The organism is Streptomyces sp. NPDC088116, from assembly GCF_044741745.1.
Taxonomy (GTDB): Bacteria; Actinomycetota; Actinomycetes; order Streptomycetales; family Streptomycetaceae; genus Streptomyces.
Window position 1 is genome coordinate 1,237,240 of record NZ_JBIUTF010000002.1, and the last position, 15,381, is coordinate 1,252,620.

Genomic DNA, 15,381 nt, shown 5'->3' on the forward strand with positions numbered 1-15,381 from the left:
ACGAGTCCCGCGCCCTCGGTCCTGCCGCCGCGGTCCTGCCGCCGTCGCGCGTCCAGGAATTCGTTCGATTACCGCTGTGCGGCCTTGATAGCGTCGGTGACGTGGCGAAACTCAATCAGATCATCGCAGTCGAGAAAGGCGTCAAGTCCAAGGCGCACCAGGACCTGACGGTGGCCCATCACGGCCTGCAGAAGCCGGCGTTGCTGGCCGGAATCTCCCGTACGTACCAGACGAAGGACGAGGAGGGCGAGCAGCTCCCGCCCGAGTCGACCCGGGTGCAGGTCAAGGCCGAGGACGTACTGCGCGAGACCGCGAAGACCCTGACGAGGCTGTTCGATGTGACCGCCACCAAGGACTGGGCGAACTGCGCCGCGCGCGCCGATGTCACCGTCGACGGGCGGGTGCTGGTGAGCGACGTGCCGGTGGCGTATCTGCTTTTCCTGGAGAAGCAGTTGACGGACCTCAACACCTTTGTGCGCAAGCTTCCGGTGCTGGACGCGTCGGAGTCCTGGAGCCAGGACCCGTCGACGGACGCGTGGAAGACGGAGGCGGTACGGACGCTCCGTACGAAGAAGGTGCCCCGCAACCACGTGAAGGCCGAGGCCACGGAGAAGCACCCGGCGCAGGTCGAGGTGTACTACGAGGACATCCCCGTCGGTTACTGGACGACGGTGAAGTTCAGTGGCGCGCTGCCGGCCCGGCGAGTGAACGAGCTGCTCGACCGGGTCGAGAAGCTCCAGCAGGCCGTGAAGTTCGCCCGTGAGGAGGCCAACGGCGCCGAGGTCACCGACCAGCGGGTGGGTGACGCGGTGTTCGGCTACCTGTTCGGGTAGCCTCAATGATTCCCCGACCGCCGTTTCGTGTGGCCGGGGTGCGCGAGGAGCGCAAGCTGAAACTGAGGCTTGTCGTGAAACGGCGCGGTTCCAGTGGAGGTTCGAGTCCTCCTCGCGGCACACCAGGAAGCATCCGGGAGGTCCGGGTGTATCGGAGGCATCCGGGAGATCCGGAGGCGTCCGGGAGGGTGGACGGGCCGCGGTAGCCCAACGGGCAGAGGCAGACCGCGATCAATCTCAGACTATTGCTCCAGACTCAGCATTCGCCGCCGATCGCCGGATCGAACGGGCCCAGGCCCCGTACGTCGAAATGCCGGTTCAAGTCCGGCCTGCGCAGCTCGATGCGCGGTGGTCCAAAGGCAGGACGCGGCGACATAAAGACTGACCTGGGTCCTCAAGTGTGCCGGCGTGCGACATGGGTGGCATCAAAGGGCCCGGGGGCCGGCTACGCCCTCGGGTCCGCTCCTCCTCCGTCCCTTCTCCGTCCCGCCTCCTCCCCCTCCGTCCCGCCTGGTCCCGCCTGCCTCCTTGTCCCTTGTCGGTAGAAGCTCCGTTTGCCGACAGAGGCTCCCGCGGCCCTACTGGCGGTAGCCGCTGAGGAAGCGGCCGATACGGCTGATGGCCGCGTCGAGATCGTCCGCGTACGGCAGGGTCAGGATCCGGAAGTGGTCCGGGCGCGGCCAGTTGAAGCCCGTTCCCTGGACGACCTGGATCTTCTCCCGGAGCAGCAGGTCCAGTACGAACCGCTCATCGTCGTGGATCTTGTGCACCTTCGGGTCGATCCGGGGGAAGGCGTACAGCGCGCCCTTCGGTTTCACACAGGACACGCCGGGGATCTCGTTGAGCTTCTCCCAGGCGCGGTCGCGCTGTTCGTACAGCCTGCCGCCGGGCGCGGTGAGTTCCCGGATGGACTGACGGCCACCGAGTGCGGCCTGAATGGCGTACTGCGCGGGCGCGTTGGGGCACAGGCGCATCGAGGCGAGCATCGTCAGGCCCTCCAGATAGCTGCGCGCGTGCTGCCGGGGGCCGGTGACGACGAGCCAGCCGGACCGGAAACCGGCGACCCGGTACGTCTTCGAGAGCCCGCTGAAGGTGAGAACGACCAGGTCGGGAGCGAGGGCCGCGGCGGTGTGGTGGACCGCGTCGTCGTAGACGATCTGGTCGTAGATCTCGTCGGCGAACACCATGAGCTGGTGGCGGCGGGCGAGATCGAGGATGCCTTCGACGATCTCGCGTGGATATACCGCTCCCGTGGGGTTGTTGGGGTTGATGATCACGACGGCCTTCGTACGGTCGGTGATCTTCGACGCCATGTCGTCCAGGTCCGGATACCAGTTGGCGGACTCGTCGCACAGGTAGTGCACGGGACGGCCGCCCGCCAGTGTGGTGACGGCGGTCCAGAGCGGGAAGTCGGGCGCCGGGATCAGGACTTCGTCGCCGTTCTCCAGCAGTGCCTGTACGGCCATCGAGATCAGCTCGGAGACGCCGTTGCCGAGATAGACGTCATCGACGGTGACGTCGGGCAGCCCCATGGTCTGGTAGCGCTGGGCGACGGCGCGGCGCGCGGAGAGGATGCCGCGCGAGTCCGAGTACCCGTGTGCCTGCGGCAGCATCCGGATCATGTCCTGGAGGATCTCCTCCGGTGCCTCGAACCCGAAGAGCGCGGGGTTGCCGGTGTTGAGGCGCAGGACGCTGTGGCCCGCCTCCTCCAACGCGTTGGCTTGCTCGATCACCGGGCCGCGGATCTCGTAGCAGACCTCGCTGAGCTTGCTCGACTGCCGGAATTCCATTCGGTGGCCTCCCAGACCTTGTTGCGATACTTGGTTTTACCAAGTGTGAGCTTGGAAAGTCCAACAACATGTCTAGACTGCGTCGCATGCCACGCCGCCGAAGCTACGACCAGTACTGCGCCGCCGCCCGTGCCCTGGACGCCGTGGGCGACCGCTGGACACTGCTGATCGTCCGGGAGTTGCTCGCGGGTCCCCGCCGCTACACCGACCTGCACGCCGATCTGCCCGGCGTGAGCACGGATGTGCTCGCGTCCCGGCTCAAGGACATGGAGCGCGACGAACTGGCCACACGCCGCAGGCTCCCCCCGCCGGCCGCCGCGTACGTGTACGAACTCACCGAGCGGGGGCGGGGACTGCTCCCCGTCCTCACGGCCCTGGCGCGGTGGGGCGCCCCGGCGCTGGACGAGCGCCGGCCGACCGATGCCGTACGGGCGCACTGGTTCGCCGTACCGCTGCTGCCCGTGCTGGACGGGCTGCTGTCCGGTCCCGCGGGTGATGTCCAGGAGCGCGGTGTGGTGGAGGTCCGGCTGGACGAGGGGGCGTTTCATGTACGGCTCGGTGCCGACGGGCCGGTCTACGGGGACGGGCCGGCGCAGAGCCCCGACGCGCGCCTCGTCCTCGACGCCGACACCTGCCGCGCGCTGAGCGAGGGCGCGCTGACGGTCGGGGAGGGCGTGCGGAAGGGGCGTATCGAGGTATCGGGCGAGGGGGTGCTGGCAAAGGTGCTGCGGGGGGAGTGAGGGGGCGCCGGAGACCGGCCGGCTCGCGCGCCCCTGTGCGTACCGCCGTCCCTGGTGCCCGGCTGCCGCATGCGGTGCCTGGTTGCCGTATGCCAGAAATGGCCCCATTCATCACTGATGCCATACTTGAAGGCGTCAGTATCCACTGGCGGTCCCACGATGCCACGGCCTCGTGGGTGGGCGGTCGAGTCCAGGCAGGGTGAGATGAGCGACGATGAGGCGACCGGACACCGCGCGGGACGATCAGTCCGTCCGGTCGAACGACCTCTCCGGCGAGTCGGACGACGTCTCCGACGAGGCGAACGACCCCTTTGACGAGGCGTCCACGGCCAGGGCCACCATCGATTCCCGGGGCATCGTGACGGAGTGGAGTGAGGGGGCCCGCAGGCTCCTCGGTCACCCGCCCGCCGAGATCGTGGGGCGCCCAGCCGTGGAACTGCTCGCCTCACCCCTGGCGGCTCGGAAATCCCCGCCCCCGGACACCCCCGCGCCGAGCGAGCCGTCCCCGGACACCCCCGAGCCGAGCGAGCCGTCCCTGGAAACCTCCGCGCCGAGCGAGCCGTCCCTGGACACCCCCGCGCCGAGCGAGCCGTCCCCGGAAACCTCCGCGCCGAGCGAGCCGTCCCCGGACACCCCCGCGCCGAGCGAGCCGTCCCCGGAAACCTCCGCGCCGAGCGAGCCGTCCCCGGAAACCTCCGCGCCGAGCGAGCCGGGCGACCCGCCCCGGGAGCCCCTCGCCCCGAACGCCCCACTCGCGGAGTCCGTCCGCTCCGGGGAGCGAGTCGGCAGGTGGAACGGCACGGTAACGCTCCTGCACCGGGACGGTAGCCACCGGGAGGTACCCCTCCTGGCACATCCCCGCAGGGCGGAGGACGGATCCACCGACTGGCTCGTCGTCTCCCCTCTGCCCCGGGCCTCGCGGTACCGGAAGGACGAGGAGCTGATCGAGCAGTCCTTCCTTCATTCCCCGTGCACGACGGCGATCTACGACACACACCTGCGGCTGCGGCGCGTCAGCCAGAATTTCGAGCGCCTGCTGGACCTCACGGAGGACGACGTACGAGGCCTGCGCGTTCCGGAGGTCGTGCCCGGCCCTGAGAGCGACAGGACGGAGCAGCGGCTGCGGATGGTGCTGGAGACCGGCGAGCCGCAGCACATCGAGTTCGCCATCCATCTGGTGGGCCACGAGCACGAGTTCGTCTGGTCGCTCTCCGCCGCTCCGCTGCGGGACCGCGACGGCAGGATACGCGGCGTGATCTCGGCCGCGCACAATGTGACGACGCAGTTCACCGCCCAGCAGCGGCTGCTTCTGGTCAACGAGGCCAGCAACCGGATCGGCAGCACCCTCGACATCGTGCGTACGGCGCAGGAACTGGCCGACGTGTCCGTCCCGACTCTCGCCGACTTCGTCACGGTCGATCTGCTCCCCTCCGTCAGCTCCGGCGGCGAGCCACCGGCCGGCCCGCTGACCGGCCACGTCATGCTGCGGCGCGTCGCCTGCCGGTCGGTCCTGGAGGGGGCTCCCGAGGCCGTGATCGACATCGGTGACACCGCCTTCTACCCCGACTTCTCCCCCGCCGCCGAGTCTCTGCTCACCGAGCGGGGGATCCTGAACAACGTCTCGGACCCCAGCGTGGCCCGCTGGGCGACACAGGCCCCGGACCGGGCCTCGAAGATTCGCGAATTCGGGTTCCACTCGACGATGGCCATTCCCATGCGCGCTCGCGGCACCATCCTCGGTGTGGCCACCTTCTCCCGTCACCGGCGCCCCGAGCCGTTCGAGCGGGACGATCTGCTGCTGGCCGAGGAGATCACGGCCAGGGCGGCCGTCTGCGTCGACAACGCACGCCGTTTCACCCGCGAGCGCGATACGGCCCTGACGCTTCAGCGCAGCCTGCTGCCGAAGAAGCTGCCCGAGCACGCGGCGATCGAGTTCGCCTTCCGCTACCTCCCCGCCGATACGGGAGCCGGGGTGGGAGGCGACTGGTTCGATGTGATCCCGCTGTCCAGCTCCCGGGTCGCCCTGGTCGTGGGCGACGTGGTCGGCCACGGAGTCCAGGCGTCGGCCACGATGGGCCGGCTCCGTACGGCGGTGCGCACCCTGGCCGATGTCGACCTGCCCCCCGACGAACTGCTCACCCACCTCGACGACCTCGTCAACCACCTGGCCGCCGAGGCCGCGAGCGGGCAGAGTCCCGGCACGGCGGCCGAAACCACCGGGGACGTCGGCGCCACCTGCCTGTACGCGGTCTACGACCCGGTCTCGCGCCGCTGTTCCCTCGCCCGCGCCGGACACCCCCAGCCTGTACTGGTCGGCCCGGACGGGGGCGTCGAATTCCTCGACCTGCCCGCCGGCCCGCCGCTCGGCCTCGGCAATCTGCCCTTCGAGGCCGTCGAGGTGGAGCTGCCGGAGGGCAGCCTGCTCGCCCTCTACACCAACGGACTCATCGAGTCCCGCGAGCGCGGCATCGACGACACGCTGACCGCGCTCCGTACGGCCCTCGCCCAGCCCGCCGCGCCTCTCGAAGACACCTGCGACACCGTGCTCAAGACGCTGCTCCCCGCCCACCCCGCCGACGATGTCGCCCTGCTCCTCGCCCGTACCCGGGCGCTCGACACGAGCCAGGTGGTCACCTGGGACCTGCCCTGCGACCCGGCGGTCGTGGGCCAGGCCCGCAAGGACGCCTCCGCCCAGCTGACTGCGTGGGGGCTGGAGGACGCCGTATTCACCACGGAACTGGTGGTCAGCGAACTGGTCACCAACGCCATCCGGTACGCCCAGGCGCCCATCCAGCTGCGCCTCATCCATGACCGCAGCCTGATCTGCGAGGTCTCCGACGGCAGCAACACCGCACCGCATCTGCGCCGGGCCCGCGTATTCGACGAAGGGGGGCGCGGCCTCCTGCTGGTGGCTCAGCTCACCCAGAGCTGGGGCACCCGTCAGGGCACGGGCGGCAAGACCATCTGGGCGGAGCAGACCCTTCCGGTGGCGGGTCTGTGAGTCCGGGCCGGGGCCTGTCCCCTTTGCGGCTGAGCGGCTGGACGATGATGGACGGGTGCGAGATGGACGGGTGCGACTCGAAGCGATCACCTGGGACCGGCTGACCGAGGCCCTCGCCGACCGGGTGCTGGAGACCGGCGCGGCGGACGGCGGACCCTGGCTGCGCGTCGCCTTCGACGGAGCGGGTGCCGCCCGGCCGGGAGAGCGGGCCGCCGCGCTCGCCGAGGAGCTGCGGGTACGCGGCCGGTCAGCGCTGGTCGTCGGCACCGAGGGGTTTCTGCGGCCGGCCTCGCTGCGGTACGAGTACGGGCGCGAGGACCCCGAGACGTACTACAGCGGCTGGTTCGACACAGGGGCGCTGTGGCGGGAGGTCTTCGGGCCGCTGGAGCCCGGCGGTACGGGTCGGGTGCTGCCCGATCTCTGGGACCCCGCCACCGACCGGGCGACGCGCAGCCCGCGTGGCCGACTCCCGCCCGGCGGTGTGCTGGTGCTGCACGGGCCGCTGTTGCTCGGGCACTGGTTCCCGTTCGACCTCACGGTGCATCTGAGGCTGTCGCCGGGGGCGCTCCGGCGCCGTACCGAGGAGAGCGAACGCTGGACGCTCCCCGCCTTCGAGCGGTACGAGGACGAGGTCGCCCCGTCCGAGGCCGCCGACGTGGTCGTACGCGCCGACGACCCGCGCCATCCGGCCTGGAGCGGATTTGCCTGACGGCTTGCCTGACAGGCTTGGCCGAGGGGCTTGGCCGAGGGGCGCCGCGACGTGGCCCGCGCGCCAGGAGACGTGCGGGCCACGTCGCGCGGGCACATGCCAGGGACCGCGTGGGCCAGGTCGTGTGGCACACGCCGGAGGGTCGTGCGGATCACGTCGTGGCTCGTACGCCAAGGGAGTGCGGGCCCGAGTGTGCGTGTGGATCACGACGTGTGGCGTACGCCAGGGGCCGTACGAGCCACGACGCGCCGCGCACGCCAAGGGAGTGCGGGCCCGAGTGCGCGTGCGGATCACGACGGGTGGCGTACGCCAGGGGGTGCGGGCCCCAGTGCGGGCGCACGCCAGGGCCCCGCGCAGTAGGGCGCACGCCAGGGCCGCGCACGCCAGGGCCGCGCACGCCAGGGCCGCGCACGCCAGGGCCGCGCACGCCAGGGCCGCGCACGCCAGGGCCGCGCACGCCCTACTGGCCGGCTGGCCGGCGCCCCGTGCGGTCTTCCCCCTCCACGACATCTACCCCCCCCCATCCCGCTAGCCCGGCTCCGGCCGCCCGCCCGCTGTCGTCACCGCCCGCGCTCCCGCCCGGCAGCCCTCTCTCGCGGCCTCCACCGGGTCCGCCCCCGCCAGCCGTGCCGCGAGGAACGCGCCGGTGAAGGCGTCGCCCGCCCCCGTCGAGTCCACCGCGTGCGCCGGGAACGCCGGGACACGAGCCGTCACGGCGCCCGCCTCCGCCACCAGAGCCCCCTCGCCTCCGGCGGTCACCACCGCCACCGGCACCCGTCGGCTCAGCTCGGCGGCGGCGCTCGCCAGGTCCGTCAGACCGGTGAGGAAGCGCGCCTCGTCCGCGTTGGGAAGCAGTGTCTCCGTGCTCGCGACCGCCGCCAGGAACCGGTCCACGCCCAGTTCCCTGAGAAAGCCCGCGGAGGCGGGATCCACACTCACCGGAACCCCGCTTTCCCGCGCCGCCCTCATCGCCGCCACAGCCAGTCCGCGGCTCGTGTCGGTGACGAAGAGGTAGCCGGAGAGGTGCATTCGGCCGACTCCGTCCAGCAGGGACGGAGACCAGTCGGCGGCCGAAAGGCAGAGACTGGCGCTGCTGTTGGTGAGGAAGGTGCGCTCGGCGGAGGCGTCGACCAGGCATATCACCGTGCCGGTCGGCATCTTCTCGTCGACGACGAGATGAGCCTGTACCCCTGCCTGCCGCAGCCGTTCCCCGTGCCAGTCATGGGCGTCCGTTCCCACCCGGGCCAGCAGCCGTACGTCCGCACAGCCGGTGTGGGCCGCCCAGCAGGCCGCGTTGGCCCCGGCGCCGCCCGGCAGCGTACGGATCTCGGCGGCCGTGTCCGTACCGTGTGCCAGCGGTGTGCGGTACCGCGCCACCACATCGGTGACCACGTCCCCGACCACCAGCAGCGCGCCACGGCCCGGGGCGGCTGCGCCACTCACAGATCCGCCGCGGTCGGTGCCGCATCGGTCCGCGCCGCCGCGATCGCGATGCGTGCGGCGAGCCGCACATTGCCGCGTACCGCCGCGAGGTTGGCCTCCAGCGACGCGCCGCCGGTCCGGCGCATCAACTGGTCCAGCAGGAACGGAGTCACGGCCTGGCCGTGGATCCCGCGCTCCCGGCACTCGACGAGCACCTCCGCGAGGACCCGGTCGTGCAGCACCGGATCCAATTGCTCCGCCTCCGGTACGGGATGGGCGACGACCAGCGCCGCCTCCGGGCCGCCGAGCGCGTCCTGGGCGCCCATCACGGCCGCCACCTCCTCGGGCGTACGGACCGTCCAGTCGACGCGCTCGCCGGACGAGGACAGGTAGAAGCCGGGGAAACGCTCCGTCCCGTAGCCGAGGACGCCCACGCCCAGCGTCTCCAGCCGCTGGAGCGTCGCCGGTACGTCGAGGATCGACTTGACGCCCGCGCAGACGACCGTGATCCGGGTCCTGGCCAGCAGCCGCAGATCGGCCGACTCGTCCTGGGTCTCGGTCCAGCCGCGGTGGACGCCGCCCAGGCCGCCCGTCGCGAACACCCGGATCCCGGCCCGCGCCGCCAGGAACGCAGTTCCGGACACGGTCGTCGCCCCGCTCGCACCCGCCGCGAGCGCGGGCGCCAGGTCACGGTGGCCCAGCTTCGCCAAGGACTCGTCCTGGGCCACCCGCTCCAACTGGTCCTTGACCAGCCCCACATGGGGCCGGCCGTCCAGCACGGCCACCGTGGCGGGCACGGCGCCGGTGGACCGTACGAGCGCCTCCAGCTCCTCCGCGACCGCCAGATTGCGCGGGCGTGGCAGTCCGTGCGCGATGATCGTCGATTCCAGGGCGACCACGGGACGGCGCGCGGCCAGCGCTTCTCGTACCTCGGGGGACAGGTGCAGTGTGGTGTCTGACATGTCCCCATCCCTGGCGCGCCCGGGGCCCGCGCAAACGTCAGCCGGGGAGCGGGACCCGGCCCCTGCCCGCGCTGTCGCGCCCGCCGCTCAGAACAGCGGCTCCGGGAGCACCCCCTCCAGGGCCAGCAGGCGGCGCTTCGTCTCCAGCCCGCCGCCGAAGCCGCCGAGCCCGCCGTCGCTCTCCACCACCCGGTGGCACGGCACGATCACCGGCAGCGGGTTGGCGCCCATCGCAGCGCCGACCGCCTGCGCCGCCCGCGGCTGTCCCACTCGCCCGGCCAGATCGCCGTAACCGGCCACCGTGCCGTACGGGACCCCCGTCGCCAGCTCGCGCAGCACCTGGCGGTTGAAGCCCGCGCAGAGCGACCAGTCCAGCGGCAGCCCGAACTCCCGCAGCTCGCCCGCGAAATACGTCGTCAGCGCCCGTATCGGCTCGGCCAGCCGGCCCGACGCGGACTCGACGAGCTCGGCGCCGAGCCGGTCCCCGAGCTGCCCGAGCGCCTTCTCCCGCACCGGACCGTCGGCGTGGAAGACGACGTTCACCAGCCCGTGGGCGGTCGCGGCGAGCAGCAGCGGCCCGATGTCGCTGCTCACCACGGCCCACTCCACCCGCGACTGCCCGAAGTCGTTCATGCCGTCCACGGTACGGGCCGCCACTGACAACGGACCGGAAACGGACCCGCGGAGAGCCGGAAGCGGGTCTCAGCCCACCGCGTCCCGCACCACGTCGGGGTTGTTGGTGATGATCCCGTCCACGCCGAGAGCATCGGCGCGCACCGCGTCCGCGGCGTTGTTGACCGTCCACGTGCTGACCGTGAGCGGCTTGCCGTGCGGCCCCTTCAGCGCGTGCACCGCCGCCACGTAGTCGCCGGTGAGCGAGGTGTACGCGGGGTTGATCTGGTCGGTGAACGCCGCGTACGAGGGCAGATCGGCCACGGCGGGCGTACCGAGGAAGCCCGTGGTGACGTCGGGGCGCTGCTCGTGCACCGTACGGATACTGTCCGCGCCGAAGCTCTGGAGGACCAGCTTCTGCCGTACGTGCGCCCGGTCCAGCCAGCCCTCCTCGCGCAGCACCCGCAGGATCTCCTTCTCGATGCCCGGGTACAGCTCGGGCGCCTTGATCTCCAGCAGCAGCTTCTGCCGGTTGGCCTCGACGGTGTGCAGGTACTGCCCGAGCGTCGGTACGCGGGCACCCGCCCATCGTTCGCCGAACCAACTGCCCGCGTCCAGCCGGGCGATCTCCGCCGCGGTGAAGTCCTTGACCTTCCAGGGCGCCCGGTCCGGGAAGACCTGCTCCACGTCCGTGGTCCGCTCGAGACTGTCGTCGTGGATCACGACCAGCCGGCCGTCCTTGGTGCGCTGGACGTCGTTCTCGACCCAGTCGATGCCCAGGTCGGCGGCCGCGTCGACGGCCGCCAGGGTGTTCTCAGGTGCGTACGCCGAGGCGCCCCGGTGCGCGATGACGAGCGGGCTACCCGTCCCGGCGGTCTTCCCGGTGACGGATCCCGCGGCCGTCGTGGCCATCGGGGCCGCCGGCGTGGTCGCGGTGGCGGTGCCCGGAAGCGCCACCGCCGTGACTGCCAGCAGTGCGGCGGCCGTTGTCACTGAGGTGCGTGCGTACACGTGGACTCCTCGCGTCGTGAGTTGACGGTCGGCCCGAGGGTGGCAGCCTCCGACCAACAACGGACAGGCGAAGGTTGGCCACAACATGAAGCCGCGGTATGAAGCAACAAGAGGCAACAATATGAAGGCATAACGTGAAGCGGTGATGGGGAAGCCGTGCCGGAGCACGCATTTATGGCTTTCCAGGTCGATAAATCGCCACCCCCTTGTTTGCTTCGAGGGCCGGCCGTCCTACCCTCGCCCCGAACCGGCACTTCCGTACACGCAACACAAGGGGTGAGGGCATATCGCCGTGCAGGGCACAATCGACGGATTCAGCTACGGTCTGGTCACACCCGTGGCGGCCTTTCTCATGGCCTGCCTCGGCGGGGCGCTCGGCCTGCGCTGCACCGCGAGATCCCTGCGCGCCCGGGGCTCCTGGAAGCCCGGCGGGCTGGTGCTCGGCGCGGCCTCCATCGGCTCAGGCATCTGGACCATGCACTTCATCGCGATGATGGGGTTCTCCGTCAACGAGGTGCCGATCGGCTACGACAGGCTGACGACGTTCGCCAGCCTCGTGGTGGCGATCGTCATGGTCGGTGTCGGCATCCTCATCGTGGGGTACCGCCGTACGACACCGGTGGTCACCCTGGTCAACGGGGGCACCATCACCGGCCTCGGCATCGCCACCATGCACTACCTCGGGATGGCCGGCATGCGGCTGAACGGGCGGGTCGACTACGAGACCGGGACCGTCATCCTCTCCGTCGTGATCGGCGTCGTCGCGGCGACCACCGCGCTGTGGGCGGTGGTCTCGCACCGCGGTCTGCTGGCCAGCGTGGGCGCGAGCCTGGTGATGGGCTTCGCGGCGACCGGTATGCACTACACGGGGATGGCCGCGGTCCATGTCCATCTGGAGGACCCCGCCGGCGCCGCGGGCGGCGCACCGGCCACCGAGCTGCTCGTCCCGATGCTGATCGGCCCGGCCGTCTTCCTGTTGCTGGCGGGCGCGGCCGTGCTCTTCGATCCGCTGCTGGTGAAGGACGGCGGGCGGCCCGTAGGGCCGGGGGCCGTCCCGTGCGGCCGTTCCGGGGTGCCCGCCCAGCGGATACGGCCGCGTTCGCTCCGGAGGCCGGCCGACCGGCAGACCGCGGACCGTACGGCCGCCAGGTCCTCGCGCCAGGGTTCCACCGATCTCCACGACTGGTGACGACCGGTGATCCGTGGCCGGTGATCCGTCAAGGGTGATCCGCGACCGGTGATCCGACACCGCTCACGGCCCGGTTGTCAGTGCGGGGTCGTACGGTGGATCCATGCGGCCCGTTTCCAAGATCGAACGTACGGTGGCGCCTTTCGAGGTCGTCAGCTCCTACCAGCCCAGCGGCGACCAGCCGACGGCCATCGCCGACCTCGAGCGGCGTGTCCGCGCGGGTGAGAAGGACGTCGTCCTGCTGGGGGCCACCGGCACGGGAAAGTCGGCGACGACCGCCTGGATGATCGAGAAGCTCCAGCGCCCCACCCTGGTCATGGCTCCGAACAAGACGCTCGCCGCCCAGCTGGCGAACGAATTCCGCGAGCTGCTGCCCAACAACGCCGTCGAGTACTTCGTCTCGTACTACGACTACTACCAGCCCGAGGCGTATGTCCCTCAGTCGGACACCTACATCGAGAAGGACTCCTCGGTCAACGACGAGGTCGAGCGGCTGCGGCACTCCGCGACGAACTCGCTCCTGACCCGCCGCGACGTGGTCGTGGTCGCCTCGGTGTCCTGCATCTACGGTCTCGGTACGCCGCAGGAGTACGTGGACCGGATGGTCCCGCTGAAGGTCGGCGCGGAGATGGACCGGGACCAGCTGCTGCGCCGTTTCGTCGACATCCAGTACACGCGCAACGACGTGGCGTTCGCGCGGGGCACCTTCCGCGTCCGGGGCGACACCATCGAGATCTTCCCGGTCTACGAGGAGCTGGCCGTCCGCATCGAGATGTTCGGCGACGAGATCGAGGCCCTCTCCACACTGCACCCGCTCACCGGCGAGGTCATCAGCGACGACCAGGCGCTCTACATCTTCCCGGCCAGCCACTACGTGGCCGGCCCCGAGCGCATGGAGAAGGCGGTCAACGGCATCGAGCGGGAGCTGGAGGCCCGCCTGGCCGAACTCGACAAGCAGGGCAAGCTGCTGGAGTCCCAGCGGCTGCGCATGCGCACGACGTACGACATCGAGATGATGCGCCAGATCGGCTCCTGCTCCGGTATCGAGAACTACTCGATGCACTTCGACGACCGTGACCCCGGCTCCGCCCCCAACACCCTCCTGGACTACTTCCCCGAGGACTTTCTGCTGGTCATCGACGAGTCGCATGTCACGGTGCCGCAGATCGGCGCGATGTACGAGGGCGACGCGTCCCGCAAGCGGACTCTGGTCGACCACGGCTTCCGGCTGCCGTCCGCGCTCGACAACCGCCCGCTGAAATGGGAGGAGTTCCAGGGACGTATCGGCCAGACCGTCTACCTCTCCGCCACCCCGGGCAACTACGAACTCTCCCGCTCCGACGGCTTCGTGGAGCAGATCATCCGCCCCACCGGCCTCATCGACCCAGAGGTCGTCGTCAAGCCCACGGAGGGCCAGATCGACGACCTGGTGCACGAGATCCGCGAGCGCACCGAGAAGGACGAGCGCGTCCTGGTCACCACGCTCACCAAGAAGATGGCCGAGGACCTCACCGACTACTTCCTGGAGCTGGGCATCCAGGTGCGCTATCTGCACAGCGACGTGGACACCCTGCGCCGTGTCGAGCTGCTGCGCGAACTGCGCGCCGGGGAGTACGACGTTCTCGTCGGCATCAACCTGCTGCGTGAGGGCCTGGACCTCCCGGAGGTCTCGCTGGTGGCGATCCTCGACGCGGACAAGCAGGGCTTCCTGCGTTCCGGGACGTCACTGATCCAGACCATCGGCCGGGCCGCGCGCAACGTGTCGGGCCAGGTCCACATGTACGCGGACACGGTCACGCCGGCGATGGAGAAGGCCATCGACGAGACGAACCGCCGCCGGGAGAAGCAGATCGCGTACAACACCGAGCGCGGAATCGATCCGCAGCCGCTCCGTAAGAAGATCAACGACATCGTCGCGACCATCGCGCGCGAGGAGGTCGACACCGAAGCCCTGCTCGGTACGGGCTACCGGCAGACGAAGGACGGCAAGTCGGCCAAGGCCCCGGTGCCCGCGCTCGGGGGGAAGGCTCCGAAGGCCGGCAAGGCGGGCGCGAAGGGCGCGGTCCTCACCGACCGTCCCGCCGCCGAACTGGCCGGAATCATCGAGGAGATGACCGACCGGATGCGGGCCGCCGCCGCGGAGCTCCAGTTCGAGGTGGCCGCGCGGCTGCGCGACGAAGTGAGCGAGTTGAAGAAGGAATTGCGGCAGATGAGGGAGGCGGGACTCGCCTGACACACCGGGGCATCCGGTGTGTTGCAGGACCGACACAAAAACGGGCGTACCCTCCTGCGCCGTCGGCGCGACTGCGTAGGGTACTGCGCAACCGCATTGCGCAACCGCGTACGGACGGTTGCGGGGGAACCATTCGAGAGGGGACAGCGCGTGGCGGACGTATCCAAGGGCAGTACGCCCGGGGGCCCTGGGGTCAATCTGACCAAGGGACAGGCCATCAGCCTGGAGAAGAAGGACGGCGGCACTCTGACCGCGGTGCGCATGGGGCTCGGCTGGCAGGCCGCGCCGCGTCGAGGTCTGTTCGGCTCCCGCACCCGTGAGATCGACCTGGACGCCTCGGCGGTGCTGTTCGCCGACAAGCAGCCGGTCGACGTCGTCTTCTTCCGCCACCTCGTCAGCGACGACGGCTCGGTGCGGCACACCGGCGACAACCTGGTGGGCGGCGTGGGGCAGGGCGGCGACGACGAGGCGATCCTCGTCGATCTCCAGCGGGTCCCGGTCCATATCGACCAGATCGTCTTCACGGTGAACTCGTTCACCGGCCAGACGTTCCAGGAGGTGCAGAACGCCTTCTGCCGCATCGTGGACGAGACCAACAGCCAGGAGCTGGCGCGCTACACGCTCGACGGCGGCGGCCAGTACACGGCGCAGATCATGGCGAAGGTGCACCGGGCGGGGGCGGGCTGGCAGATGACGGCTCTGGGCAACCCGGCCAACGGCCGTACGTTCCAGGACCTGATGCCGTCGATCCTGCCGCAGCTGTAGAGAAGGCGTTTCGTCGTCGCGGTGTTTTCGCGGTGCCCGCGGCTCCCGGAGGCCTGACACGGCCGTGTCAGGCCTTGGCCGGGCTTCCGGACCCTCTGGCCTTCTGGGCCCGGC

Annotated in this window: 12 protein-coding genes; 7 read left to right on the forward strand and 5 right to left on the reverse strand. The window is 70.5% G+C overall.

Translation table 11 applies throughout. The annotated features are described in order from the left end of the window. The first annotated feature begins 101 nt into the window (after positions 1-101). Positions 102-833 carry a hypothetical protein gene (locus ACIOJD_RS11690; protein WP_401911211.1) on the forward strand — a complete coding sequence of 244 codons (732 nt, stop codon included), beginning with the start codon at positions 102-104 and terminating at the stop codon, positions 831-833. Between the two features lie 578 nt (positions 834-1,411). On the opposite strand, the gene ACIOJD_RS11695 is transcribed toward ACIOJD_RS11690, so the two are convergent. Continuing rightward, positions 1,412-2,623, reverse strand: coding sequence for a pyridoxal phosphate-dependent aminotransferase (locus ACIOJD_RS11695; protein WP_401911213.1), 1,212 nt, complete (start codon positions 2,621-2,623; stop codon positions 1,412-1,414). A gap of 68 nt (positions 2,624-2,691) precedes the next feature. Between ACIOJD_RS11695 and ACIOJD_RS11700 the strand changes: the two genes are divergently transcribed. The 3 genes from ACIOJD_RS11700 (at position 2,692) to ACIOJD_RS11710 (ending at position 7,073) form a co-directional block, all read left to right on the forward strand. After that, positions 2,692-3,363, forward strand: coding sequence for a winged helix-turn-helix transcriptional regulator (locus tag ACIOJD_RS11700; protein ID WP_401911216.1), 672 nt, complete (start codon positions 2,692-2,694; stop codon positions 3,361-3,363). 214 nt (positions 3,364-3,577) lie between these two features. Next, positions 3,578-6,364 carry a SpoIIE family protein phosphatase gene (locus ACIOJD_RS11705; protein WP_401911219.1) on the forward strand — a complete coding sequence of 929 codons (2,787 nt, stop codon included), beginning with the start codon at positions 3,578-3,580 and terminating at the stop codon, positions 6,362-6,364. A 70-nt stretch (positions 6,365-6,434) separates the two neighbouring features. Further along, positions 6,435-7,073, forward strand: a complete 639-nt coding sequence (locus ACIOJD_RS11710) for a uridine kinase (RefSeq protein WP_401911221.1) — start codon at positions 6,435-6,437, stop codon at positions 7,071-7,073. A gap of 528 nt (positions 7,074-7,601) precedes the next feature. Here the strand turns inward: ACIOJD_RS11710 and ACIOJD_RS11715 are convergent. The 4 genes from ACIOJD_RS11715 to ACIOJD_RS11730 all read right to left on the reverse strand — a co-directional run bounded on the left by ACIOJD_RS11715 (position 7,602) and on the right by ACIOJD_RS11730 (position 10,981). Next, positions 7,602-8,516, reverse strand: a complete 915-nt coding sequence (locus ACIOJD_RS11715; RefSeq protein ID WP_401911224.1) for a carbohydrate kinase family protein — start codon at positions 8,514-8,516, stop codon at positions 7,602-7,604. Next, positions 8,513-9,457, reverse strand: a complete 945-nt coding sequence (locus tag ACIOJD_RS11720) for a pseudouridine-5'-phosphate glycosidase (RefSeq protein WP_401911227.1) — start codon at positions 9,455-9,457, stop codon at positions 8,513-8,515. The genes ACIOJD_RS11715 and ACIOJD_RS11720 overlap by 4 nt, the downstream gene beginning before the upstream one ends. An 87-nt stretch (positions 9,458-9,544) precedes the next feature. Beyond that, positions 9,545-10,090 (reverse strand): methylated-DNA--[protein]-cysteine S-methyltransferase, encoded by a 546-nt coding sequence (locus ACIOJD_RS11725; protein WP_401911230.1) that lies wholly within the window; start codon positions 10,088-10,090, stop codon positions 9,545-9,547. Between the two features lie 69 nt (positions 10,091-10,159). Beyond that, entirely contained in the window at positions 10,160-10,981 is an 822-nt protein-coding gene (locus ACIOJD_RS11730; protein WP_401911760.1) for a glycerophosphodiester phosphodiesterase, read from the reverse strand. A 391-nt stretch (positions 10,982-11,372) separates the two neighbouring features. Here ACIOJD_RS11730 and ACIOJD_RS11735 point away from each other — a divergent pair, with 391 nt between their 5' ends. From ACIOJD_RS11735 to ACIOJD_RS11745, 3 genes are all read left to right on the forward strand, one after another. Next, positions 11,373-12,269, forward strand: coding sequence for an MHYT domain-containing protein (locus ACIOJD_RS11735; RefSeq protein WP_401911233.1), 897 nt, complete (start codon positions 11,373-11,375; stop codon positions 12,267-12,269). A gap of 103 nt (positions 12,270-12,372) precedes the next feature. Continuing rightward, positions 12,373-14,502, forward strand: a complete 2,130-nt coding sequence (uvrB, locus tag ACIOJD_RS11740) for an excinuclease ABC subunit UvrB (protein WP_401911236.1) — start codon at positions 12,373-12,375, stop codon at positions 14,500-14,502. A gap of 150 nt (positions 14,503-14,652) precedes the next feature. Continuing rightward, positions 14,653-15,267 (forward strand): TerD family protein, encoded by a 615-nt coding sequence (locus ACIOJD_RS11745; RefSeq protein WP_401885832.1) that lies wholly within the window; start codon positions 14,653-14,655, stop codon positions 15,265-15,267. Positions 15,268-15,381: the final 114 nt, after the last annotated feature.

Coding starts and splice junctions, on each gene's coding strand:
- uvrB (WP_401911236.1), top strand. CDS start 12,373: ATGCGGCCCGTTTCCAAGATCGAACGTACGGTGGCGCCTTTCGAGGTC.
- ACIOJD_RS11695 (WP_401911213.1), bottom strand. CDS start 2,623: ATGGAATTCCGGCAGTCGAGCAAGCTCAGCGAGGTCTGCTACGAGATC.
- ACIOJD_RS11730 (WP_401911760.1), bottom strand. CDS start 10,981: ATGGCCACGACGGCCGCGGGATCCGTCACCGGGAAGACCGCCGGGACG.
- ACIOJD_RS11700 (WP_401911216.1), top strand. CDS start 2,692: ATGTCTAGACTGCGTCGCATGCCACGCCGCCGAAGCTACGACCAGTAC.
- ACIOJD_RS11705 (WP_401911219.1), top strand. CDS start 3,578: ATGAGGCGACCGGACACCGCGCGGGACGATCAGTCCGTCCGGTCGAAC.
- ACIOJD_RS11725 (WP_401911230.1), bottom strand. CDS start 10,090: ATGAACGACTTCGGGCAGTCGCGGGTGGAGTGGGCCGTGGTGAGCAGC.
- ACIOJD_RS11720 (WP_401911227.1), bottom strand. CDS start 9,457: ATGTCAGACACCACACTGCACCTGTCCCCCGAGGTACGAGAAGCGCTG.